The following is a 24,092-nucleotide window of genomic DNA, read 5'->3' on the forward strand; positions in this document are numbered from 1 at the left end:
TCATGCTGTCCGCCCGATCGAGTGGGCGAGGATCTCGTCCTCCGTGGTCCGGTCCGAACGCAGGTCGCCGGTGATGCGCCCCTGGTTCATCACGAGCACCCTGTCGGTGGCGCCGAGCACCTCCGTCAGGTCCGAGGAGATGAGCAGGACGGCGAGGCCCTGCCGGGCGAGGTCGTCGATCATGCGGTAGATGTCGACCCTGGCCGCCATGTCCACGCCGCGGGTCGGCTCGTCGAGGATGAGCACGCGCGGTTCGGCCAGCAGCCACTTGGCGAGCACGGCCTTCTGCTGGTTGCCGCCGCTGAGGTTGACCACCGGCATCGAGGCGCACCCCGGGGGCTGGATGCCCAGCCGGTCGATCATGCCGGCGACGTTCCTGCGCCTGAGGCCCGTGTCGATCAGCGGGCCCCGGGTGGCCGAGTGCAGGGTCGTGAGCGCGATGTTGTCGAGCACGCTCATGCCGAGCACCAGGCCGGTGCGCTTGCGGTCCTCGGTGACGAGCGCGAGCCCGGCCGCGATGGCCTCGGCCGGCGTACGGAAGCCGACGGCCCCGGACCGGCCGCGTGCCCGGTCGGTGGACGCGGGCTCGGCCCCGGACCGGACACCCGCCGGTTCCACAACGGACCGGGCACCCACCGGTTCCACGCCGGACCGGGCACCCGCCTCGTCCGCGGACGGGAACCCGGCGCCCGACCGGGCACGCGTCCGTTCTACGGATCCGGCACCGGACCGGGCACGCGTCCGCTCCACGGATCCGGCACCGGACCGGACGACGCGCACCTGGCCCGCGGACGCGGGCTCGGCGCCGAAGACGCACCGGGCCAGCTCGCTGCGGCCGGAGCCGACCAGGCCGAACAGCCCGACGATCTCCCCCGAGCGCACGGAGAACGAGACGTCCTCGAACTCGCCCCCGCGGGTGAGCCCGGAGACGCTGAGCCGTACCTCGCCGGGGTCCGCGCGCCGGTCGGGATAGATCTGTTCGAGGCGGCGGCCCGCCATGAGGCGGATCAGCTCGTTCTCGCCCGTGCGGGCGGGTTCGGTCGTCTCGACGATCCTGCCATCCTTGATCACCACGATCGAGGTGGCGAGCTCCAGGACCTCCGCGAGCCGGTGGGAGACGTAGACGACCAGCACCCCGCGCTCCTGCAACCGCCTGATCAGCGCGAACAGCGACTCGAGGTCGCTTCCGGCCAGCACCGCGGAGGGCTCGTCGAGCACCAGCACGCGCGGCTCGTCCACCAGCGCCTTGGCGATCTCCACCATCTGCTGCCTGGCCACCGTCAGGCGGCCCGCGACGGTACGCGGGTCGATCGCGCCGAAGCCGATGCCCTCCAGCAGCTCCCCGGCGCGGGCGTGCGCCGCCGCCCAGTCGATGAGCCCGCCGCGCCTCCTGGGGAAGTGCCCCATCAGCAGGTTCTCGGTGACCGACAGCTGGGGTACCAGGGTCAGCTCCTGGTAGACCGTGCGGATGCCCCGGGCGTGCGCGTCGTGCGGCGAGCGCAGCTCGACCCGCTCGCCGTCCATCCACATCTCGCCCGCGCTCATGGGCTGGGCGCCGGCGAGGATCCTGATCAGGGTCGACTTGCCGGCTCCGTTCGCGCCGACCACGGCGAGGACCTCGCCGGGATGGCCTACGAGGTCCACCCCGTGCAGCACCTCGACGCCGCCGTAGTCCTTGCGGACGCCCCGGAGCTCCAGGCTCATCCGAACGCCTCCATGACGACGACCGTCTTCTGCCGGGTGAAGTCGAGGACGGTCTCGTGCAGGCCCTCGCGGTAGCCGCCGGTGTCCTTGGTACCGCCGAACGGCAGGTTCTCGGCGCGCAGCGCGGTCGAGCCGTTGATGACGACCCCGCCGACGTCGAGGCGCCGCGCGATGGCGAACGCCCGCGAGACGTCCCGGGTGAAGACCGCGGCGTGCAGGCCGTACGGGGACTCGTTGGCCATCCGCACCGCGTCGAGGGGGTCGGTGAAGCGGGCGACGGGCGCCACCGGGCCGAAGATCTCCTCGGCGAAGGTGGGGCTGGTGGCGGGCACGTCGACCAGCACGACCGGGTCGACGAACGCGCCGCGCCTGCCGCCCCCGGCGGCGAGCCCGGCCCCCTCCCCGACGAGCCTGCCGACGGCGGCCTCGACCCGCTCGGCGGCCTCCTCGGCGATGAGGGGGCCGACGTCGGTCTCCTCGAGCAGCTGGTCGCCGACGGAGAGCTTGGCCGTCTGGCCGAGCAGCGACTCGACGAAGGCGTCGTGGATGCCGTCCTGGACGTAGACGCGCTTGACCGCGCAGCAGATCTGCCCGTTCCCCCTGGCCAGGCGGCCGAGGACGACGGCCCGGGCGGCCTCCTCGGCGTCGGCGTCGTCGCAGACGATGAGCGCGTCGTTCCCGCCGAGTTCCAGGAATACCTTCTTCAGGGTCGCGGCCCCGAGGCGGGCGATCTCGCGGCCCGCCGCGGTGCTGCCGGTGAGGCTCACCGCCGCGATCCCGGGGAGCTGCGCCAGCGCCTGGGACACCTGCACGCCTCCGGCGACCAGCCGGTGGGCGTGGGCGGGCGCACCGGCCCGCTCGACGAGCTCGGCCACCCTGACCAGGGCCAGCGGGCAGCGGGCGGGTGGCTGGACGACGACGGCGTTGCCCGCGGCGAGGGCCGCCGCGGCCTTGTGCGCGTACAGCTCGACCGGGTAGTTGAACGGGACCAGCGCCGCGACGACGCCGAGGGGCTCGCGCATCGTCACCGCGAGGTGCCGCTCCAGGCCGGGAACGGCGTCGAGCGGGATCTGGCGGCCGAAGAGCCTGGTGGCCTCCCCCGCGTACCCGCGGAAGATCCGGATCGCGGCGTCGACCTCGCCCCGGGTCTGCTGCACGGGCTTGCCGTTCTCGGCGGCGAGCAGCGCGGCGAGATCGTCCCGCTCGGCCTCGATCAGGCCGGCCACCCGGCGCAGGAGGTCCGCGCGCTCGTGGGCGGGCATCGCCGCCATCGCCCGCTGGCCCTCCTGGGCGGCCTCGACGACCTCGGCCACCCGCTCCGCGCTCGCCGCCTCCACCTCCCCGAGCTGCTCGCCGGTGCCGGGGTTGCGGACGGTGATGACGGAGGCGTCCGGCGAGGTGAGAGCGGACATTCGTTGCACTTCCTTCCATGCGAGCCTTGCGTTACGAGCTGCGGATCCTGAGAGGGGGCGGGATGCGTTACGAGCTGTGGATCCCGAGAAGGGGCGGGATCAGGCGGGTTTGCGGGTCCTGGGGGCGGCGTAGCCGATGCGACGGCCGATGTCCGCGGCCATCCCGAGCGCGACCGGTGCCAGGCGGTGGCAGTCGCCGACGCTGAACCGTCCGGCCGGCGCCGACACGCTGAACGCACCCACCGGGCGGCCGGAGGCGTTCATGATCGGCAGGCCGATGCAGCGCACCCCCTCCTCGTTCTCCTCGTCGTCGATCGCGAAGCCCTGGTCGCGCACGCTGTCGAGCTCGGCGAGCAGCGCTTCGCCGGTGAGGCTCCTGGGCGTGCGGGGCTCCGCCCGCACGGCCAGGATCTCGGCGCGGCGCGGCTCGTCCAGGAAGGCGAGGACCGCCTTGCCCATCGCGGTGCAGTGCAGCGGTACGCGGCTGCCGATCCGGGAGACCAGGCGCACCGACTTGGCGCTCTCCACCTTGTCGACGTAGACGATGTGGTGGCCGACCGGGACCCCGAGGTGAACGGTCTCCCCGCTGATCTCCACCAGCTCGGCCAGGTACGGCTGGGCCGCGGCGCGGAGTCCGTCCTCCTCCAGGTAGCGCCCGGCGAGGGTGATGAGGGTGACACCGAGCCGGAAGGCGCCGGTGGCGTCCCGCTCCAGAACGCCCAGTTCCAGCAGCGAGATGGCGTAGCGGTGGGCGGTGCTGACGGCGACGCCGGTATGCGCCGCGAGTTCGCCCAGGGTCATTCCGGATTGACCGCTTCCGGACACGGCACTGATGAGCTCAAATGCCTTGTCGACGCTTGATGATTTCCTACCGCTCTTCATTCGAGTTACTCGAATCTATTTTCAGATATTTGTAAGATTTTTGCGATAGTTACATCGGTGATAACCACTGTCAACCCTCGCGCACAAATAGCCCCCGCATGAGGTGAGGCCGGAGCGGGGCAGACGCGTTCGGACTTGTGGGCATGAACGACCACAAAGCACTACGATCAGGCATATGTCCCACCAGAGCGCGTGCCACTGCCTGCTGTGCGTCGAGCAGGAGGTGGAACTCGACGAGGCCGGCCTCGAAACGATGCGGAGTGTCCGGGAGCGCGGGTGGGCGGTCGTGATGGTCCCGGAGGACGAGGACGGGCCGGGCTGGGCGTTCACCGTCGGGCTGTGGCACACGCTCCGCTCCCCCGAGGTGGCCATGTTCGGTCTCCGCGTGGACGTGATGGGTAACTGCCTCGACACCCTGGCCGACGAGATCGCCGCCGGGCGTCACCTGGTCGAGGCCCGGGAGCGGGACGACGTGATCAGGAACTATCCGGTCGTCGCGAGAGCGGTGGACACGAGCTGGTACCGGTCGCTGTTCGGCACGGCACTGCACTTCTACCAGCGGCCCCCGCTGCCCTTCATGGAGATCGTCTGGCCGGACGCCGCGGGCCGCTTCCCCTGGAACGACGGCTGTGCCCCGCCACTCCGCGAGCTCCAGCCCGCGCTGTGGATCCCGAAGGACGACCACGCCCCGGGCCCCTGGACCAAACTCCCCTGACGAACCCGGGCCAGGAGCCGGAGGCCCGGCCGGGATGGCCGCATACCACCGGCGGCCGGGAACACGACCGGGACGGCGACACGCCGTCGGCAACCGGGGACCCGACCGGGGCGAGAACACGCCATCCGCGACCCGAGACCCGGCCGGGACGAAAACACGCCACCGGAACCGGCCGGGACGAAGACGCGCCACCGGAACCGGCCGGGACGCCGGAGATCGCGACGGGCGCCGGTTCCGGCGTTGCGGCGAACCGAAACTCGAATAACCGGATAAACAGCCCGACTCACCTGTTTCATATGATTTCTCGGCGACTCAGGGTCTTATCCCAGGAAACCTCACATAAAGCCCATGGCCATTTCCCCGTGGCGCCTCCGGTCCCATCCCCGGGGACGGAGGACGAGGCCTCGGCGCGGTCCGGGAACCGCCTCGAGAACCGCGCCTCGGCGGCCCCGGCGCGGCTCGCGCACCTCGCCCGTCTCCCGGCCCGTGAGGATTTCCCGGCGCGTGAGGCTTTCCGGCATGTGAGACTTTCCGGCACGCGGGGTTTCCCGGCCGGCGAGGCGTCGGGCGCCCGTACCGGCGGTCCTCGGCCCGTTCACCCGACCCCCCACTCGGCGACCCGTGGTTTTTGTACAATTGTTGACTCTGCTTTACCAACGGGGGAGGAATTCCGTGCCAAGGGCGACATTTCGGGAACGCCTGCGTTATTGGTTCGACAACACCATGTCACGGGGTACGCCCGCGCTGATCGGATGGCTCGCCCTCGTCTCTCTCGGCCTCATCCTGCTGGTCACCGCGCTGAGCCTGTGGCTGACCCCGAACGAGGCCGAGAAGAACCACGGCGCCCCGGGCATGCTGTGGATGACGCTGATGCGCGCGCTGAGCCCGGGGAAGGTGGCCAGCGACACCGGCAGCGCGCCGTTCGTCGCCCTGATGTTCGTCGCGTCGCTGGGCGGGCTCTTCATCGTCAGCGCCCTGGTCGGCATCCTCTCCAACGACCTCAAGAGCAGGTTCGAGGAGCTGCGCAAGGGCAGGTCCCGGATCATCGAGACCGGCCACATCGTGATCCTGGGCTGGTCGGAGCAGGTCTTCACGATCGTCAGCGAGCTGGTCCAGGCCCACGCGAGCGACCGCAGGTCGGTCATCACGATCCTCGCCGACAAGGACAAGATCGCCATGGAGGACGAGATCCGGCAGTTCGCGGGCGACACCGGCAGGACCAGGCTGGTCTGCCGGACCGGACGGCCCACCGAACCGACCGACCTCGACCTGATGAACCTCACCGGGGCCCGCTCGGTGGTCGTCCTCTCCCCGCAGGGCGAGGACCCCGACGCGCACGTCATCAAGACGCTGCTCGCCCTGGCCAAACGGCCCGGCAGCCACCCGCCGGTGGTGGCCGCCATCGCCGAGAGCTCCAACATGGCCGCCGCGCGTCTCGCCGGCGGTCCCGACGTCCACCTCGTCGACTCCGACGACACCGCCTCCCGGCTCATCGTGCAGTCGTCGCGGCAGTCGGGCATGTCCGTGGTCTGCATGGACCTGCTCGACTTCGGCGACGGGGAGATCTACCTGCGCTCCGACCCCCACTTCACCGGCATGGCGTACGGCGAGGTGCTCCCGGCGTACCAGACCGCCACGGTGATCGGGCTGCGCCAGGCCGGGAAGGTCACGCTGAACCCGCCCATGAACACCGTGATCTCCGACGACGACGAGATCATCGTGATCGCCAACGACGACTCGATGATCCACCTGGCCGCCGGCATGCCCTCGGCCCGTGAGGAGTCGATCGTCCTGGTCGAGCACACCAGGCAGAGCGCCGAGCGCACCCTGATCCTCAACTGGAACGGCCGGGGCCGGCAGATCGTCCGCTATCTCGACGCGTACGTCGCGCCGGGTTCGGTCCTGGACGTCGCCTCCGACCACCCCGACGCGGCGACCGGCTTCATGGGGCTGAGCAACCTCACGGTCAACGTCAAGGAGTGCGACACCTCCGACCGCTACGCGCTGGACTCACTCGGCCTGGGCGTCTACCAGCACGTGATCGTGCTCTCCGACGACCGCTACAGCCCCGGCCACGCCGACACGCGAACCCTGACGACCCTGCTCCAGCTGCGCGACATGCAGTCCTCGCTCGGCGAGCGCTACTCCATCGTCAGCGAGATGCACGACGAGAACAACCGGAGCCTGGCCGAGGTCACCAGGGCCGACGACATCGTGATCAGTGACACGGTGATCGGCCTGCTGCTGGCCCAGCTCGCCGAGAACCGGCACCTGGCCGAGGTGTTCGGCCAGCTCTTCGACTCGGGGGGCTCGGAGATCTACCCGCGCCCGGCGGAGCAGTACGTCCGCCCCGGGGCGCCGGTCGACTTCGCCTCGGTGATCGAGTCGGCCCGGCGCCGTGGCGAGACCGCGATCGGCTACCGCCTGGCGGACCGCGTGAACGAGGCCCCGCACTTCGGCGTCGTCCTCAATCCGGACAAGTCGCGACCGCTGCGCCTCGGCCCCGGCGACTCGGTGATCGTCCTGGCCGAGCGCTGACCCGCCGGGGCGGGGCCCTGCCGGGTCAGGCAGTGATCATGAAAGCGAGCCCGAGCAGCACTACGACGGGGATCACCCAGACCACGGCCTCGATCGCGAACTCCTTGTACACGGTGAGCTTCTCCCTCTGGGCGCTGCCTGACATGAAAACGACGATGCGCAGCATATGCGCATCGGCAGGCGTTCCCGTACCCGGGTCGGGGCCGGCCGGCGGTTCTCCCCGGCTCGGCCCCCACCGGTTCCTAGCGGCTCAGATAGTGGAAGCTCGGTTTTGGGTGCATCAGGAAATCGTGGTGGGAGATGTTCCAGGCGTAGGCGCCCGCCATCGTGAACTCCACCAGGTCGCCGGGCTTGAGCGCGATGGGGACCCGGCGGGCCAGGGTGTCCTTGGGAGTGCAGAGCTGGCCGACGATCGTGATCGGCTCACCGGCCTCCGTCATGACCAGGGGCTGGTCGTGGCCCTTGGTGGCGGGGGTGCGGATGTGGTGGGTCCCGCCCGCCACGATCGCGAACAGCTCGCCGTGGACGCGTTTGACGTCGATGACGCGCGTCACGTACCTCCCGCAGTAAACGGTCAGCGAGCGTCCCGGTTCGATCCGGAGCGTCTCTCCGGGACGGCGGAGCGCGGCCAGGCCCGCGCCGTAGGCCGTCCAGTCGAACCGGTCGTCGGGGTCGGCGTAGGAGACGGCCATGCCGCCGCCGAGGTTGATCTCGGCCGCCCCCAGCGTCCGCGCGTAGTCCAGGACGGCCGCCGCCAGCTCCAGCATCCGGGGCGCGTCGAGCCCGCTGGCCAGGTGGGCGTGGATCCCGCGCAGCCGTACGACACTCTGGGCCTCCAGCAGGGCGACGCACTCGGCGATCCCGGCGGGGTCCATCCCGAACGGTGTGGCACCGCCGCCCATCGCCAGCGAGGCCCCCGCGATCGGGACGTCCAGGTTGACCCGTAGCAGCACGTCCGCCGAGCGGCCGGACGCGAGCAGGCGGCGCAGCTCGCCGGGGCTCTCGACGTGCAGACGGGTCACGTCGGCGAACAGCTCGGCGTCCGTCTTGCCCGGCCCGCCCAGCGCGATCGGCGCGTGCGGGAAGTGTTCCCGCACGTGCGCGAGCTCACCCCCCGAGGCGACCTCGAAGCCGTCGACGTGCGGGGCGAGCGTCCGCATCAGCTCCGGGTCGGGATTGGCCTTCACCGCGTAGTACAGCTCGACGTCTCCCAGCGCGGCGCGGATGTCCCTGACGTGGACGCCGAGCTCGACCAGGTCGTAGACGTATGCGGGCAGCGGCCCGGCCAGGAACGACTCCGAGGTCTGCGGCTGCGCCGCGACGGTGGCTGTCACTGCGTTCTCTCCGATCATGGCGGTACGGGACGTCGAACGGGCGAGAACCGGGTCTCGACGATCAGGTGGCGCGTGGGCGTGACGACGGCCGTGACCGCGGTCACCTCCTCGTCCACGATCTGATCCGTGTGGTGGACATCCAACACGCTTCGCCCGGGCGGTTCGTCGATACGGTGCCGTGTCGGGGAAAGTCGAGGGCGCGGGGAGTACCGCGCCGCCCGTCGGTAGGCGGCCATCCGGGGCGAAGGCCACGAACGCGACGAGGGCGCGGGGAGCGAACGCGACGAGGGCGCGGGGAGCGGCCGGGGCGTCCCACCCCGGCGAGCGGCCTGAAGGGTCCCCGGGCGGGCGGCCGGGCATCCCGCACGGATCGGAAATGCCGAACGAATCGGGAATGCCGGACGCGACCGGTCGTGCTGTCGTAGTCGAGAGATTCGCGATCATCATGGGAGCCGTCATGACCGTTCGAGAGTTGCGCCTGGTCGTCACCGCCGCCGACTACGACGAGGCGCTGCGTTTCTACCGCGACGTGCTCGGCCTGCCCGAGCGGGCCGCGTACTCCTCGCCCGACGGACGGGTGACGATCCTGGAGGCGGGCCGGGCCACCCTGGAGATCGCCGACCCGTCGCAGGCGGAGTTCATCGACCGGGTCGAGGTGGGGCGGAGGGTGGCCGGGCACATCCGGGTGGCGTTCGAGGTGGACGACTCGGCCGCCGTCACCGCCGAGCTGGCCGGGGCCGGGGCGACGGTGGTCGCCGAACCCGTCCGGACCCCGTGGAACTCGCTCAACTCCCGCCTCGAGGGTCCGGCCGGGCTCCAGCTCACGCTCTTCACCGAGCTGGGGGAGGCCGCCGATCCCCGGGGCGCCCGTTAGCCGTTCAGGCCTTCGATCCCGAGGGTCATCGGGTGACGAAGTACCAGAGACGCGCCCGATGGTTGTCGCAGAAGTACTGGTTGGCGTAGACGTTGTCGGTGATGCCGCCGCCGGCGACGGTGAGGCACTTGCCACTGTTGTAATTGCGGATGTGGTAGTTGGAATCGCCCTTGTCGACGAAGGACCACAGGCGTGACGGATGTGCGTCGCAGTAGTACTGGACGGCGGGGGCGTTCTCGTAGGGACTGCCGGCGGCGATGGTGAGGCACTTGCCGGTGAAGTTGTTCTTGATCCAGTAATGGTTGTTGCCTCTGTCCACGAGATACCAGACACGCGACCCGTGACTGTCGCAGCCGAACTGGACGGCGGGGGCGTTGTCGTTCCGGTCGGCACCGGCGATGGCCAGGCACTTGAAGCTGTTGAAGTTCCTGATCCAGGTGAGGGCCCCCGCCGGCACGGGTGACGCCAGGGCGGCCGAGGCCGCCGGCGCGGACGGCGCCATCCCCGCGGTCGCGACCATCGCCGCCAGGAGCACGCCGACCGTCTTCGTGTAATGCTTCGCCATTGCCATCACTTTCCCTTGGTCGTGGAGACGACAGGAGGAACCGTCACGGCTCCGTTTCGCCTTCGAAGAGTTCCGGTCCGCCGGGCGCGGTCACCGGATGACTCATTTCACCGGCCGCGCCGGGGCTCCGCCATCGCCGCCGAATAACCGAACGTTTCCGGCACCCGAAGACAGGGGCCGTACCGGCCGGAGAATGGTGGCGATCACGGTCCCGCCATGACGCTCACGGCGTCAGGGCACGGCGCAGTCCCGCGAGCGAGTCGACTCCGAGGACGTCGTGTGCTTCGCGGAGGAGCGTGGTGACCGTGTCCAGGTCGAGGACCATGCTGTAGGCGATCTCGGACTTGGAGTGCCCGTCCGCGGCGAGCCGGGCGACGCGTTGCCGACACGGGTCCAGGGCGTTCACCCGCCGGCGCCGGAGGCGAGGAGCGGACCCGAGCCGCCGCGCGACGGCGTCGCCGAGCGACACGGCGCCGCACTCCTCGGCCAGTGTCAGTGCCTCGGACAGCAGAACGCGGGCATCGTGATCGCTCCGGGTCAGGGCTGTGCCGAGTTCGGCGAGAGCGTGGGCCTGTTCGAGGCGGTGCGGCGTGGGACACAAGATCCGGATAGCCTCCTCGAGAAGCTCCACGGCCGAGTCCGGCTGCAACACGGCGAGGGTCCGCAGGGCTCGCGCGCGGGCCAGCTCGCCGCCGAATCGATCCGCTCGCCGCATCCCGACGGCCACGACCTCGCGGGCCTGGTCCGGCGCGGAGTGTCGCAACGCCCGGCCGAGATCGAAGCGCCACAGGCACATGGACGGGTTGAGCAGGCACGCGTTTTCGAGCCACTGCCCGACCCGGCGCAGAGTGGCGGCGGCACCGGCGGTCTGACCGCGCGCGAGTTGAAGGGCGCCCCGAACGGCGTTCGGCACCGGGAGCACCACCGCGTCGGCCAAGGACGTGCCGTACTCGCGGTCGCCGCACACCGCCTGCGCACGCTCGACGTCGCCGCGCGCGAGCAATGCCTCGATCAGGGTGCCGGTGGCGAACTGCTCCCCGGGCGTTCCGGGACCGGTGCGGTCGGCCAGGCGCAACGCGATCTCGGCGTCGGCGACCGCGTCAGCGAGTCTTCCCTCCCGCAGAGCCACGTTCGCCACATGGGCGCGGGTGAACGTGAGATGGGTACCGCGCCAGCCGTTGCGGTCGAACTCCTCCATCGCCTGCTCGAACAGACGTCCGGCCATCGAGAGGTCGTCGGAGTACAGGTGGACGAATCCGGTCATGGTACCCACCTCCATGCCCTGGTCGAGGTCGGCGAACGACACACCGTTCCGGAGCACGGGCCGGATGGCCTCCGCCGCGGCGGTCCGCGGCTCGCCGCGCAGCACCAGGCTCCATGCGTGCGTGGCGATGAGCAGACGTTCCACGTGGCCGGTGCCGGACAGCGGTGGGGCGGCCCGGTCGAGCAGCAGCATGCGGTCGGGCCGGTGCGGGTCGTCGGCCCACCATGTCGCCCACAACAACTGCTCTGCCCGCAGGCGGTCACGCAGAGCGTCGTCACGGCAACCGTCCAGTGCCCGGTCGAGGGATCGGACGGCGTCGCCGAGCCGGTTGGCGTAGCTGTACGCCTTGGCGAGCGCGATCGCCGCCTCGACGCCCTGGGCGTCATCGGCGGCCTGCTTGCGGGCGGCGAGCAGTTCGGGGATGGCCGTGGCCACCTCGCCCAGAGCCAGCGCCTGCCCGTAGCGCATTCGTACCTGGCAACGCCGGCCGGGCGGGGGCGGCTCGGCGACCGCGCGCCCGAGGTAGCGGGCCGCCGTGCCTGCCAGGCCGGAGCTCATCGCCTCGGCGGCTGCGGCGGCCAGCCGGTCGACCACCCAGGGATCGCCCGCGGTGTTGACCCGCAGCAGGTGAGCGGCCACCGTCTCGAGGCCGGCATCGGCATGGTGCAGCAGCCTTGCCGCCGCGAGATGGGTGTCGCTGCGCTGCGAGGGGTCGAGGGCGTCGTAGACCGCGCTTCGGATGATCGGGTGCCGGAAGTCGACACTGGACCGGTCGGCCAGGATCGCGGCCCTGCAGAGCCGGTCGTATTCGCGCCCACCTTCCTCAGAGGTCAGTCCCGCGAGACGTACGGCCTGGTCAAGCTGGATACCGGGGCCGAGCACGGCGATCGTACGGGCCAGCCGCCCCGCCGACGGCCCCAGCATGCTCAGCCGCTCGTTGAGGTGGACCACGACCTGGCGAGGTATGAGGCGAGCGACGCGCGTGGCGGACCCGGCCGTCGGCGCGAGCCGGCGCTCGTGGGCCAGATCGAGCATCCACCGCAGATAGAACGGGTTGCCGCCGCTGTGCTGGTGGAAGGCCGAGCAGAACGTCTCGTCGGGAGGGCCGCTCCGGCGCCCGAGGCTGCGGTCGACGATGGCACGCACGGCGTCCAGGCTGAGCGGCCGGGGCCGGATGATCGAGGTCGCGCGCAGGATGATGCGGGTGAGCGCCGGGGACGTCGTGGGCTCGTCCGGCCGGCAGGCGAGCAACAAAACGACAGGCAGTCCGGCCAGCCTGTCACTGAGGAACTCCAGCCAGTTCAGCGACTCCTCGTCCAGCCAGTGCGCGTCGTCGACGGCCAGCAGCAGCGCGTCGTCGCGTCCGGCAGGGTCGGTGGCGTTGACCAGGAGCCAGTACAGGGCTTCGGTCAAGCCGATCATCGAGCCCCCTCGCCGCGTATGCGGCAGGCCGAGCGGTACCCGCGCGAACGCGGCGGCGCCGGCGAACAGACGCTGCCGATCCTGGCCACTGTGACCGGCCGCCCAGCGGCCGAGCAGCGTTCGGACGCCGCAGAAGGCCATCGTCTGATCGAGTTGATTGCCGCGCACCACCAGGGGAGTGATTCCGCGCACGGCGCTTTCCGAGCACACCCGCGCCAGCAGTTCGGACTTGCCGATTCCCGCCGGGCCCTCGACCACGATCGTGGCCCCCGCCCTTCTGCGGACGTCGTCGAGCGACGATGAACAGGAGTTCAGATCGTCGTCGCGTTCGAAGATGCCATTGTCCGCGGCGGTGTGACCAGGCAGTCGCAGTGCTTGCAGAACGTGCCGCTCATCGAGGGCGACCCTCCCCGTGGCGCGGGCACAGGCCACGCAGCCCGCGACGACCTTCGCGACGAATTCGTCCCGCAGTCGCCGTTTGCCGGCCATCACCTCGGAGAACGTGGCCGCCGCGACCCCGCTACGGCGAGCCAGCGTCGCGTCGGTAGGTCCGCCCACGACCCGCTGTAAGGTGCGCAGCTGGCGCCGAAGATGGTCGTCGGGGTCCGGACGGGCCATTTCCGCTCCTCACGTTCCTTGAACGCGCCGCACGGGACAGGCCACAGCGATCAATTCACTTCCGATCGGCCACAGCCGGAGGAAAAAACATTTTAACGATTTTCACAGCATGTCACCGGTGCGTTTCGTACGGTCCTTCTTCTGAGAGGTCGTGCGAAACCCGGGACCCGAAGCCCCGAGGTCGCGAGGAGCCGGAGATGGCTCAGAGCACGGAGCCGCCGGTGGCGTCGAGGGTGGTCCCGGTGACCCAGCGGGCGTCGTCGGAGACCACGAAGGCGACGACGTCGGCGACGTCCTCCGGGGCGCCGACCCTGGCGAGGACGGACTGCCCGGCCGCGTACGCCTGGGCCTGCGCGTCGCCGCGCAGCCAGCCCGCGTTCATGTCGGTGTCGGTGATGCCCGGCGAGACCGAGTTCACCGTGATCCCGCGCGGACCGAGCTCCTTGGCCAGCGTCCGGTTCAGCACCTCCAGCGCCCCCTTGGTCGCGACGTAGGCGGGACTCTGGGGGAAGGCGATCCTGGTCACGCCGGAGCTGATGCTGACGACGCGCCCGCCGTCGCGCAGGAGCGGCAGCGCCCGCTGGATGATGAAGAACGGCGCCCTGACGTTGACGGCGAACATCCTGTCGTACGCCTCGGGCGTGATCTCCGAGATACCGGCGGGGACGACGATCCCCGCGTTGTTGACGAGGATGTCGAGCCCGTCCACCTCCTTCTCCAGGGCGGTGAAGAGCGTCTCCACGTCCCCCTCCACGCCGAGTTCCGCCCGGACGGGGAACGCCTCTCCCCCGGCCTCGGTGATCGCCGTCACGACCTCCCCCGCCGCCGCCTCGTCCCTGGCGTAGTGGACGGCCACCCGGACCTTCTCGCGCCCAAGCCGCAGGGCGATCGCCCTGCCGATCCCCCTGCTCGCACCCGTCACCAACGCGGTTCTCACATCGCCTCCCACATTTTATAGCGATCGCTACAAATAGAACCGTAGCAGGGTTTTGTAGTGCTCGCTATACAATGGTCCGGTGAGCAGGAAGCGAGCCTTCGACCGCGACACCGTGCTGGAGATAGCGCTGCTGGAGTTCTGGCGGCACGGCTACGAGGCCGCCTCCATCGCCTCCCTCACCGCCGCGATGGGCATCCGCCCGCCCAGCCTGTACGCCGCCTTCGGCGACAAGCGGCGCCTGTTCGAGGAGGTCGTCGAGCGCTACCGGAGGTATGACTTCTCCTCGCGGGCGCTGGCCGAGGAGCCGACCGCGCGGGCGGCGATCTCCAGGATGCTGCGCGAGGCGGCGGTCAACTACACCGACCCCGGGCACCCGCCGGGCTGCCTGATCTTCAGTGCGGCGGTCAACGTCGGCCCGGAGTCGGCCGACGTGCGGGAGGCGATGCGCGGGATCAGGGAGGCCGCCAAGGCCGCGGTCACGGCGCGCATCGCCTCGGACGTGGCGGCGGGCCTGCTCCCCGAGGGCACCGACGCCGAAGCCCTCGCCCTGTTCTACGCGGCCACGGTCCAGGGCATGTCCACCCAGGCCCGCGACGGCGCGACCCGGCGGGATCTGGAACGGATCGCCGACCTCGCGATGCTCGCCTGGCCCGGGAAACGGGAGGGCACGCCGGGCGGGCACCCTCCCACCCGGCGAGACACGCCGGACGAGCACTCTCCCGTCCGGTGAAACACGCCGGACGAGCACCCCGGACGAGGTCCGGGGTGATCTCCGGACCGGGTCACCCGCTCTTGGCCGAGGTCTCCTCCGGGGCCGCGTCGGGGACGGAGGCGCGGAACCAGCGGGTGCCGTACGGCTCCAGCGTGAACTTCACCCGGCCGTCGGAGGGCAGGTTGAGAGTGCCGTCCACCAGCAGGTCGACCAGCACCTCGCAGCCGTCGAGCTTCTCGAGCACGAGATCCACCTTCGCCTCGCGGTCGGCGAAGTTGTGGACGGCGACCACGGTGCCGCCCTCGGCGTCGGCCCGGTGGGCCAGCACGGCCACGTCACCGGCGTCCAGGATCTCGTACGTGCCCCAGGCCAGCTCGGGCGACTCCCGGTAGCGCTCGATCAGGAGCTTGGTCCAGCTGAGGAGCGAGCCGGGGTCGCGGCGCTGGTCCTCGACGTTGACGTTGCGCGGGCCGAACGTGCCGGTGGGCGAGGGGACGGTGGTCTTCGGGTCGGGCGAGAAGCCGCCCTTGGCCGACCACTGCATCGGGACCCGGACCGCCATCCGGCCCTCGGCCTTCAGGTTCTCGCCGAGACCGATCTCCTCGCCGTAGAAGAGCACCGGCGTGCCCGGGAGGGAGAACAGCACGCTGTAGGCCAGCTTGAGCCGCCGCAGGTCACCGCCGAGCATCGGGGGGAGGCGGCGGCGCAGGCCCCGGTCGTACAGCTGCATGCTCTTCTCCGGGCCGAAGGCGTCGAAGACCTCGTGCTTCTGCGCCTCGGTGAGCTTGTCCAGGGTCAGCTCGTCGTGGTTGCGGACGAACATCGCCCACTGGGAGTCGTCGGGCGGTTCCGGCCGGTCGCGCAGGGCCTCGGCGAGGGCCTCCGGGTTCTGGCGGGCCATCGACAGGTGGAAGCGCTGCATGGCGATGAAGTCGAAGCACATGGTGACCTCGTCGCCGTTGTCCGCGTCACCGAAGAACTTCATCAGGTCCGGGTAGGGCAGGTTGACCTCGCCCAGCAGGATCGAGGTGCCGTCGCGGCGGTTCATGAAGGCGCGCAGGTCGGCGAGGAACTCGTGCGGGTCGCCGCCGATGCCCTCGATCAGGAACGGCACCGCGTCGACCCGGAAGCCGGACAGGCCGAGCTCCATCCAGAAGCCGAGGATGCGCGTGATCTCGTCGCGGACCTGCGGGTTCGCCGTGTTCAGGTCGGGCTGGAACTTGTAGAAGCTGTGGTAGTAGTACTGGCCGGTCTTCTTGTCCAGCTCCCACAGGCTGTCCTCCTTGTCGGGGAAGACGATCGACTTGGGGTCGACGGGTCCCGGCTCGTCCTGCCAGACGTACCAGTCGCGCTTGGGAGAGTCGCGGCTGGAGCGGGCCTCCTTGAACCAGGGGTGCTCGTCGGAGGTGTGGTTGACCACCAGGTCGGCGATCACCCGCATGCCCCGGTCCCTGGCGGTGCGCATGAACTCCACGAAGTCGCCAAGGGTGCCCAGCCGGGGGTCGACCGAGTAGAAGTCGCTGATGTCGTAGCCGTCGTCGCGGCTGGGGCTGGGAAAGAACGGCATCAGCCAGATGCAGGTCACCCCGAGCCGGTCCAGGTGGTCGATCTGCTGGGTGAGGCCCCGGAAATCACCGATGCCGTCACCGTTCCCGTCCTTGTAGGTCTCGACGTCCAGGCAGTAGACGACGGCGTTCTTCCACCACAGATCAGCCGTATAGGTGAGTCGCATGCGTGCGCACTACCCTCCCTTGACGTTTTTATGAGACAACACCGACATTGGGCCGCCGCCGGAGAGGTCGGCGAGCCCCCCGGCGCGTTACGGTGGACGGAACGGCCAGGAGGAGACCATGCGACAGCTGAGGCGCGGCGCGCCCTTGGGCTGGCTGCTCGCCCTGCTGCTGCCGCTGCTCGTCTCCGGCGGGTTGAGCGGGAGCGGCGCCACCGTCCTCCTGCGGCACACCACCGTCACCCAGTCCTCCGGCGAACACCAGCGGTTCTCTCGCCCGGCCTCCGACAGCGGGCACAGGAACGTCCTCGTCGCCGGCCTCTCCGCCACCGGGATCGGCCTGGGGGGCGGGGGCGGCCACCCGCTCGCGACCCCGCCGGCGGACCCGCGGCACCTCTTCCTCCCCACCGGCCGGGACTCGCGCCCGGACCGCGACGACGACACCCGCCCGCTCGCGGCCCTGCTCGTCAGGCCGGGGCGCGCACCGCCCGCCTCCACCACCGGCTGAACCGTCCCGGAGCCGCTCCGGGCCTTCGCCGTACCGGAAAACGCCTTCCCGTGTCTGAGAGCCGTCGCGCCAGAAAGCCGTCGCGCCGGCTCCTCCGTCATGACCCGAGGACAGTTCCCCAGCCTGTGGAGGCTCCCATGTCGCGTGCCCCGGTGGTACGCGCGGTGGCGGCGTTCGCCGTCATCGCCACCTCGCTGTTCATCGCCCTGACCATGTCGCCGCGCCTCGGCCTCGACCTGCGCGGCGGCACCCAGCTCGTACTGGAGACCAGAGACTCACCGACCGTCAAGGCCGACGCCGCGGCCACCGACCGCACCCTCGAGGTGCTCCGCCGCCGGGCCGACGGCCTGGGCGTGGCCGACGCCCCGCTGGCCCGCTCGGGCGAGCGGCGCATCATCGTGGAACTGCCCGGCGTGCAGGATCCGACCAAGGCCGCCGAGGTCATCGGCAAGACCGCGCAGCTCACCTTCCACCCGGTCCTCGCCGTCCCCGACCCGGCGACCGGCACCAAGCCGGGGAAGGGCGAGCAGATCCTGCCCGACGAGAGCGGCGGCTCGCTGCACATCGGACCGGCCGCCCTCACCGGTGAGGGCGTCAGCGGCGCCGAGGCGGGGATCGACGCCCAGCAGGGCAGCGGCTGGTTCGTCACCGTCGACTTCCGTGACAGCGGGCGGGCGGAGTGGGCCAAGCTGACCGGCCAGGCCGCCTGCAACCAGCCGAACGACCCCAAACGGCGGGTCGCCATCGTGCTCGACTCCAAGGTGATCGTCTCACCCCAGGTGAACGAGGACGTGGCCTGCAACGTCGGCCTGCCCGGCGGCTCCACCCAGATCACCGGCACCTTCACCTCGGAGGAGGCCGCCGACCTGGCCCTGCTGATCAAGGGCGGCTCGCTGCCGGTACCCGTCGAGATCGTCGAGCAGCGGACCGTGGGCCCGACGCTCGGCGCCGCCGCGATCACGGCCAGCGCCCAGGCCGCGGTGATCGGCATCGCGCTCACCGCGCTGTTCATCGTCGTGACCTACCGGCTGGTGGGCCTCATCGCCGCCTTCGCCCTGGCCTGCTACGCGCTGATCTCGTACGCGGCGCTGGTGGGGCTCGGCGCCACGCTCACCCTGCCGGGACTGGCCGGCTTCGTCCTGGCGATCGGCATGGCGGTCGACGCCAACGTGCTGGTCTTCGAACGGGCGCGGGAGGAGTACGCGGCGGAGCCGGGGTTGCGGGGCGCGCTGGAGAAGGGCTTCCGCAACGCGTGGAGCGCGGTGGCCGACTCCAACATCACCACGCTGCTCGCCGCCGGGCTGCTGTTCCTCCTGGCGTCCGGACCGGTACGCGGCTTCGGCGTCACGCTGAGCATCGGTGTGATCGCCTCGCTGATCACCGCGATGGTCATCACGCGCGTCCTCGCCCAGTGGGCGGTGAGCCTCCAGGCCGTCTCCTCGCGGCCCAGGCTGACCGGCCTGTCCGACATCGGGCGCGTCCGCACCTGGCTGAACGCGCGCAAGCCCGACCTGATGAGCCGCCGCGCGGTGTATTTCCTGGTCACCTGCGTGCTGGTGGCCGCGTCCGTGGCGGGGGTCGCGGTGCGCGGGCTCGACTTCGGTGTGGAGTTCACCGGAGGCAGGCTCGTCGAGTACTCCACGAGCACCCCGATGACCGCCGACGCCGCCCGCCGGCTCGTCAGCGACGCCGGGTTCCCCAACGCGGTGGTGCAGTCCTCCGGCGAGGACATCTCCGTACGGACCGGTCAGATCAGTCCCGCCGACGTGGTGCGGATCGAGAGCGCGCTGGAGAGCGGGGGCGCGTCGGTCACCAAGGAGCGCGACGAGCTCATCGGGCCGAGCCTCGGGGACGAGCTGCGCCGCAACGCGCTGATCGCGCTCGGGGTCGCGCTCGCCGCGCAGCTCGCCTATCTCGCCTTCCGGTTCCGCTGGACGTTCGGACTGGCGACGGTACTTGCCCTGGTGGCCGACGCGGCGATCGTGGTCGGCGCGTTCGCGTGGCTGGGCAAGCCGGTGGACGGGGTGTTCCTGGCCGCGATGCTCACCGTGATCGGCTACTCGGTCAACGACAAGGTCGTGGTCTTCGACCGGGTCCGCGAGCTGTGGGGTGCGCGGCCGAAGGCCCCGTTCGCCGAGGTGACGAACACCGCGATCCTGCAGACCATCCCCCGTACGGTCAACACCGGCCTGGGCGCGCTGTTCATCCTGGCCGCGCTGGCGGTGCTCGGCGGTGACTCGCTGACCGACTTCGCGGTGGCGCTGCTGATCGGGATCGTCGTCGGCACGCTCTCCTCCGCGCTGGTCGCGGGGCCGCTCGCGATCGAGCTGGAGCGGCGCAGGCCCACCGGGCCGCCCCGGCCCAAGCGGAAGGGCCCGGCCCCGGCCCGCCAGGGCTCGGGCGCGGTGGTCTGACCGCCTCCGCTTTCCCCACTAATCCTACAAACGATGGGTGAATTTATGCACAAAACTATTGCCATCTGCGACTAAAGGCAGAACTCCTCGGCCGGCAAGGGTCCTCGACAGGGGCACAACACTGTTGCGAGATCTTCGGCCGTTGAAGCAGGACGGTCACGAAAACGGGGAGAAAGCATGAGCCACGCGGTCAAGATGAGCCCTCAGATGCAGAAGAGCATCGATGCGTGCATGGAGAGCCACAGCCGTTGCGAGCAGACCATGACCTACTGCCTCATGCAGGGGGGCCAGCATGCCGACATGGCGATGATGGGCCCGCTCATGGACTGCGCCGACATGACCCGCATGTGCGCGGACATGATGATGCGCCAGTCGCCGATGGCGATGGAGATGGCCGCGATGTGCGCGAAGGTGGCGACCAAGTGCGCCGAGGCGTGCATGTCCGTGGGCAACGACTCCATGATGAAGGAGTGCGCCGACGCGTGCCGGATGTGCGCCGAGGCCTGCCAGGCAATGGTCGGCGCACGAGCCTGAACGACCGTCCGGCAGGTCTTCGCCGGGCCGTCCACGTCGGCAGAGGGATGACGTGACGGGACGCGGGGAGACATGGCGGAACAGTGGGCGAAAGGGGCGCCGCCGATCCGATCGGCGGCGCCCCCGTCATGACCGTGACGATGGGAATCCTCCGCTTTCAGCAGGAGACCGCGCCTCGAATCCCGCTAGTGTGCTTGGCGTCTGATTTCCCTGCTGCCGAAGGCGGATGCAATCGTGGCGGACGACTACGCGACGACTTTCAAGATCGTTGATGTTGACGGTGACGGCCTCATCTCGATCCCCGAACTGACGAGGCTCATGGAGGTGCTCGGCCAGCCGATCACCCCGGAGGCGGCCGCGGCGGCCGTCGCCAGGATCGACCAGGACGGCGACGGCCTCATCTCCCTGGAGGAGTTCGCCGGATACCTCGCCCAGACCCGGGCGGGCTGACCCTCCCAGCCCTGATCCGGACGCCTCGGGCCGGGCCGGCCCCACCCTCCGGCCCCCAAGTCGGACACCGCAGGCGGGCCGGCCCGAACCTCCGGCACCGACCTGGTGGCATGTTGACGCGCCATTGACCGCACAATAACTTTGGGTAGTCATATGAGCGCACAGCGTAGCGAAGGCTCGGATTGACGTGTGAACGCCGATGTTCCCGAACGGTCGTCGCACGCCGATCCCTTTCCAGAAGGTGATCTCGCGTCCCGCGCGTGAGGTCGTCCGGTCGCCACGGTCCGCGCTTCCGCTCGCTTCCCGTCATGTCCCGGCCGGAAGGCGGTCCGGCGGCTTTCGCCTGACCGCCTCGGGAGCCGGCCTGCTCGGGAAGCCTCACAGAGGAAGAGGGCAGAACGATGAGGAGCGCATTCAGCGGCCGCGCCGGGAGCGCGCCGCATGACTCACGTGGTGCCCGGCATCCGGTGACCGTCATGGCAGAGCAGATGACCGATGTCTTCCTCGACCTCGGCTACCGTGTCGCCGAGGGGCCCGAGGTCGAGGCCGAGTGGTTCAGTTTCGACGCCCTCAACATGGACGACCGCCACCCCTCCCGCGCTCCCGAACGCACCTTCTATGTCGAGCACCCCTCGATCCCCGGCCGGAGATCGGGTCTCGTGCTGCGCACGCACACCTCACCGGTGCAGGTCAGGGCGATGCTCGACACGCCCCCTCCCCTGCGGATGGTCTGCACGGGCCGCGCCTTCCGCCCCGACCCGGCCGACGCCACCCACAGCCCGGTGTTCCACCAGGTCGAGGGTCTCGCCGTCGACCTGGGCCTCACCATGGTCGACCTGAAGAAGACCCTCGACCACTTCGCCACCTCCGTGTTCGGCGGGGGCACGGCGACCCGGCTCCGCGTCCACCGCTTCGCCTACACCGACCCGTCGGCGGAGGTGGACGTGGAGTGCACGGTCTGCCGTGACACCGGCGTGGAGGATCCCGCCCGGGCTTCTCGGGAAAGCGGCGCCGGAGACGTTCCCGCGGACCCGTGCGGGACCTGCGGCGGCGAGGGATGGATCGAGTGGGGCGGGTGCGGCATGGTCCACCCCCGGGTGCTGGCCGCCTGCGGCGTCGATCCGCACAGATACGGCGCCTTCGCCTTCGGCATGGGCGTCGAGCGAACGCTGATGCTGCGGCACGGGCTGAAGGACATGCGCGACGTCGTCGACGGCGACATCCGCTTCCCCCTCGGGATGGACGAGTTCACCCCCGGCAGACCGCGGCCCCGGCCCCTTCCCCGGGCCACGCCCCCGACGCGGGCCGTGCCGGCCGCGCGGGCCGTGCCCGACATGGAGACCATCCCGCTGGCACGCGGCCACGGTGCCAGGGCCGCACGGAGACGGGAGGCCGGTGGAGGGCTCACCCGGTCACAGAACCTGCGGCGGCGGATCGGGCACGCGCTGGCGGGAGCGGGATACGTCGAGACGCCGTGTTTTCCCTTCGTCTGCGACGCCGCGTGGGACGCCTTCGGCCTGGCGCCCGACGACCCGCGCCGTGCCGTGCTGACGCTCACGAACCCGATCAGCCCGCGCGAGCCGTCCCTGCGCACCACGCTTCTCCCCGGGCTGCTGGCCGCGCTGGGTCTCAACCTCACCCGGGGAAACCCCGCCCCGGCGCTCTTCGAGCAGGGGACGGTCTTCGTGCCGCCCGCGAGCGGCGACCTCCCGCCCTCCCCCCGGGCGGACCGCCGCCCCACCGACGACCAGCTCGACGCGCTGAACACCGCCATCCCCGCCCAGCCCCGCCACCTCGCCGCCGCCCTGACCGGCGAGTCGTCATGGGCCCGCGCGGTCGACGCCGCGCGTACGGCGGCGCACATCATGGGAGCCGGGCTGGTCACCCGGCCCACCGAGTACGCGCCCTGGCTGCCTGGACGCTGCCTGGAACTGCTCGTCGGCGAGGCCGTGCTGGGCCACGCGGGCGAGCTGCGCGCCGGGACGGTTCAGGCGCTGGGCCTGCCCCCGAGGACGAGCGCCATGGAGATCGACCTCACCGCGATGGAGCACCTCACCGACCTCGGGAGCAGGTGACTCCCGAGGCGGCCCGCCGGCGGGGGCCTCAGACGGTCGTGAGATAGATCTGGCCGAAGACCTCGGAGAGCTTCTTGAGGTCGGTGGTCACGTCCGTCTCGGGACTGGCCGGGTTGTAGACGCCGGCCAGGCGGCGCTGGATCGGCAGGAGCTTCTTCAGCTGCTCCCAGGCGGTCAGCCGGCTCACCGCGCCCTGGGCGTTCTGGACGCTGGTCCACACGTTCACCTGCTGGGCGCCGCCGTCCTTGACGGGCGCCGACAGCCGGGAGGCGATCTTGGCGTCGGTCACCTGGCCGACGAGCCCGGTCTCCTCGGCGGCGATCTGGGCCAGGACGTCCCACGAACGGGCGCGGACCTGGATCCACTGGTTGAGGTGGGCCTGCTTGGCGTTGATCTTCCAGGCGTCGTAGCCGCCGTACAGCAGGCCGCTGTCCAGGGAGAGCTGGTCGACGCGGCCCGCGATCAGGGGAGACTCGACCTTCTCGGGAGCGAGCAGCGGGTATCGCTTGCGCATCTCGACCTTGCAGGTGTCGTTCGCGCCGCAGGCGAGCTCGGGCACCACCGTGTGGATGCCCAGCCGCTTGCCGGGCGCGGCCTGGCGGAGGGCGTCGGAGGCCGCGGTGACGAACGCGGTGATCTCCGCGTCGGTCTTGAACGTGGTGTTGTAGCCCAGCTGGGAGGTGAACCGGATGCCCGCCACCTCCGGCCGCGCGGCCAGCGCGCCGATGCGCTTGACGGCGGCGGTGAAGGTCTCGGTGCCGGCCTTCCAGTCGTCGGCCAGCTCGGTGTCGATCCAGACCCTCAGCTGCACGGCCTTCGCCGCGGTGATCGCCTGACCGGCGGGAGTCTGCGCCGCGGCCGCGGCCGCGGGGTCCTGAGCGCCCGTGGGGGTGGGGGTCGGCGTCGGCGTGGAGGCGCCGGTCCGCTCGGCCCCGGAGACCGTGCCGTCACCGCCCTCGCCGTGCCCGTCGACCGAGCACTGCTGGCCGGCCTCGCAGTCGGGCGCGCCGCCGTCTCCGGCCCCCTCGGGGAAGGGCGAGTTCTCGTCGCCCTCGGAACCGCCGCCGGGCGGCTCCGGGCAGACCGATCCGGGGGCCGAGCAGTCGAGGAACTTGCCGTCGCTCGGGGTGGCTCCCTTGAGGTTGGCGTTGTCGTCGGCTCCCCAGAACAGCGCGACCCCGAGGGCCTCCTCCGGCGTGGCCAGCCAGGTGCACACGACGTAGGCCGGGGTGTCGGCTCCCATCAGGTCGTTACAGCTGCGGGGATCGTCCTCCGAGTACGCGGCCCCGGGTGTCATGACACCGACGAGCGCGAGCGCGGCGCCCATGGCGAGAGCCCGGCGCAGAGTAAGTCGCATGTCCTGAACTCCCCGGAAAGCTGGTCAAAACGATCGATCCGCACTTTA

At 70.8% G+C, this 24,092-nt stretch carries 18 protein-coding genes and 1 pseudogene; 10 read left to right on the forward strand and 9 right to left on the reverse strand.

Going from position 1 to position 24,092, the window contains the following annotated elements; translation table 11 throughout:
* The 3 genes from AB0G15_RS18690 to AB0G15_RS18700 all read right to left on the reverse strand — a co-directional run bounded on the left by AB0G15_RS18690 (position 1) and on the right by AB0G15_RS18700 (position 3,998).
* On the reverse strand, positions 1-1,704 hold the full coding sequence (locus AB0G15_RS18690) for an ATP-binding cassette domain-containing protein (protein ID WP_362841030.1): 1,704 nt from the start codon (positions 1,702-1,704) through the stop codon (positions 1-3).
* Positions 1,701-3,116: an aldehyde dehydrogenase family protein gene (locus AB0G15_RS18695; protein ID WP_362841033.1), complete on the reverse strand. Its 1,416-nt coding sequence runs from the start codon at positions 3,114-3,116 to the stop codon at positions 1,701-1,703. The genes AB0G15_RS18690 and AB0G15_RS18695 overlap by 4 nt, the downstream gene beginning before the upstream one ends.
* Positions 3,117-3,215: 99 nt before the next feature.
* Positions 3,216-3,998: an IclR family transcriptional regulator gene (locus tag AB0G15_RS18700; RefSeq protein ID WP_362841036.1), complete on the reverse strand. Its 783-nt coding sequence runs from the start codon at positions 3,996-3,998 to the stop codon at positions 3,216-3,218.
* A gap of 175 nt (positions 3,999-4,173) precedes the next feature.
* On the opposite strand from AB0G15_RS18700, the gene AB0G15_RS18705 reads away from it, so the two are divergent.
* The gene (locus tag AB0G15_RS18705; RefSeq protein ID WP_362696227.1) at positions 4,174-4,713 is read left to right on the forward strand and encodes a DUF4262 domain-containing protein; all 540 of its coding nucleotides are present in this window, start codon (positions 4,174-4,176) and stop codon (positions 4,711-4,713) included.
* Positions 4,714-5,436: 723 nt separating this feature from the next.
* Positions 5,437-7,251, forward strand: a complete 1,815-nt coding sequence (locus tag AB0G15_RS18710) for a potassium transporter TrkA (protein ID WP_362841038.1) — start codon at positions 5,437-5,439, stop codon at positions 7,249-7,251.
* 242 nt (positions 7,252-7,493) lie between these two features.
* On the opposite strand, the gene AB0G15_RS18715 is transcribed toward AB0G15_RS18710, so the two are convergent.
* On the reverse strand, positions 7,494-8,585 hold the full coding sequence (locus AB0G15_RS18715) for an alanine racemase (protein WP_362841039.1): 1,092 nt from the start codon (positions 8,583-8,585) through the stop codon (positions 7,494-7,496).
* A gap of 457 nt (positions 8,586-9,042) precedes the next feature.
* On the opposite strand from AB0G15_RS18715, the gene AB0G15_RS18720 reads away from it, so the two are divergent.
* On the forward strand, positions 9,043-9,459 hold the full coding sequence (locus tag AB0G15_RS18720; RefSeq protein WP_362841041.1) for a VOC family protein: 417 nt from the start codon (positions 9,043-9,045) through the stop codon (positions 9,457-9,459).
* Between the two features lie 25 nt (positions 9,460-9,484).
* On the opposite strand, the gene AB0G15_RS18725 is transcribed toward AB0G15_RS18720, so the two are convergent.
* The 3 genes from AB0G15_RS18725 to AB0G15_RS18735 form a co-directional block, all read right to left on the reverse strand.
* Positions 9,485-10,024: an RICIN domain-containing protein gene (locus tag AB0G15_RS18725; protein WP_362696219.1), complete on the reverse strand. Its 540-nt coding sequence runs from the start codon at positions 10,022-10,024 to the stop codon at positions 9,485-9,487.
* Between the two features lie 223 nt (positions 10,025-10,247).
* Entirely contained in the window at positions 10,248-13,328 is a 3,081-nt protein-coding gene (locus tag AB0G15_RS18730; RefSeq protein ID WP_362841044.1) for an AAA family ATPase, read from the reverse strand.
* Positions 13,329-13,530: 202 nt separating this feature from the next.
* The gene (locus AB0G15_RS18735; protein ID WP_362841047.1) at positions 13,531-14,265 is read right to left on the reverse strand and encodes an SDR family oxidoreductase; all 735 of its coding nucleotides are present in this window, start codon (positions 14,263-14,265) and stop codon (positions 13,531-13,533) included.
* Between the two features lie 79 nt (positions 14,266-14,344).
* Between AB0G15_RS18735 and AB0G15_RS18740 the strand changes: the two genes are divergently transcribed.
* A complete protein-coding gene (locus AB0G15_RS18740) occupies positions 14,345-14,995 on the forward strand; it encodes a TetR/AcrR family transcriptional regulator (protein ID WP_362841050.1) in 651 nt (216 codons plus the stop codon).
* A 52-nt stretch (positions 14,996-15,047) separates the two neighbouring features.
* On the opposite strand, the gene AB0G15_RS18745 is transcribed toward AB0G15_RS18740, so the two are convergent.
* Positions 15,048-16,709, reverse strand: coding sequence for an alpha-amylase family protein (locus AB0G15_RS18745; RefSeq protein WP_362841053.1), 1,662 nt, complete (start codon positions 16,707-16,709; stop codon positions 15,048-15,050).
* 118 nt (positions 16,710-16,827) lie between these two features.
* On the opposite strand from AB0G15_RS18745, the gene AB0G15_RS18750 reads away from it, so the two are divergent.
* The 6 genes and pseudogenes from AB0G15_RS18750 to AB0G15_RS18775 all read left to right on the forward strand — a co-directional run bounded on the left by AB0G15_RS18750 (position 16,828) and on the right by AB0G15_RS18775 (position 22,687).
* Positions 16,828-17,214 carry a hypothetical protein gene (locus AB0G15_RS18750; protein ID WP_362841056.1) on the forward strand — a complete coding sequence of 129 codons (387 nt, stop codon included), beginning with the start codon at positions 16,828-16,830 and terminating at the stop codon, positions 17,212-17,214.
* Between the two features lie 137 nt (positions 17,215-17,351).
* The gene (gene secD / locus AB0G15_RS18755; RefSeq protein WP_362841059.1) at positions 17,352-19,628 is read left to right on the forward strand and encodes a protein translocase subunit SecD; all 2,277 of its coding nucleotides are present in this window, start codon (positions 17,352-17,354) and stop codon (positions 19,626-19,628) included.
* Between the two features lie 177 nt (positions 19,629-19,805).
* Positions 19,806-20,162, forward strand: coding sequence for a four-helix bundle copper-binding protein (locus tag AB0G15_RS18760; protein ID WP_362841061.1), 357 nt, complete (start codon positions 19,806-19,808; stop codon positions 20,160-20,162).
* A 234-nt stretch (positions 20,163-20,396) separates the two neighbouring features.
* Positions 20,397-20,612 (forward strand): EF-hand domain-containing protein, encoded by a 216-nt coding sequence (locus AB0G15_RS18765; protein WP_350969734.1) that lies wholly within the window; start codon positions 20,397-20,399, stop codon positions 20,610-20,612.
* A gap of 452 nt (positions 20,613-21,064) precedes the next feature.
* Positions 21,065-21,841, forward strand: a pseudogene (locus AB0G15_RS18770) (phenylalanine--tRNA ligase subunit alpha); the annotation flags it as partial.
* A 105-nt stretch (positions 21,842-21,946) separates the two neighbouring features.
* Positions 21,947-22,687: a hypothetical protein gene (locus AB0G15_RS18775; RefSeq protein WP_362841223.1), complete on the forward strand. Its 741-nt coding sequence runs from the start codon at positions 21,947-21,949 to the stop codon at positions 22,685-22,687.
* Positions 22,688-22,715: 28 nt separating this feature from the next.
* On the opposite strand, the gene AB0G15_RS18780 is transcribed toward AB0G15_RS18775, so the two are convergent.
* Positions 22,716-24,044: a hypothetical protein gene (locus tag AB0G15_RS18780; protein ID WP_362841065.1), complete on the reverse strand. Its 1,329-nt coding sequence runs from the start codon at positions 24,042-24,044 to the stop codon at positions 22,716-22,718.
* Between the last annotated feature and the right edge of the window lie 48 nt (positions 24,045-24,092).

The sequence above is a fragment of the Streptosporangium sp. NPDC023825 genome (assembly GCF_040639575.1).
Taxonomy (GTDB): domain Bacteria; phylum Actinomycetota; class Actinomycetes; order Streptosporangiales; family Streptosporangiaceae; genus Streptosporangium.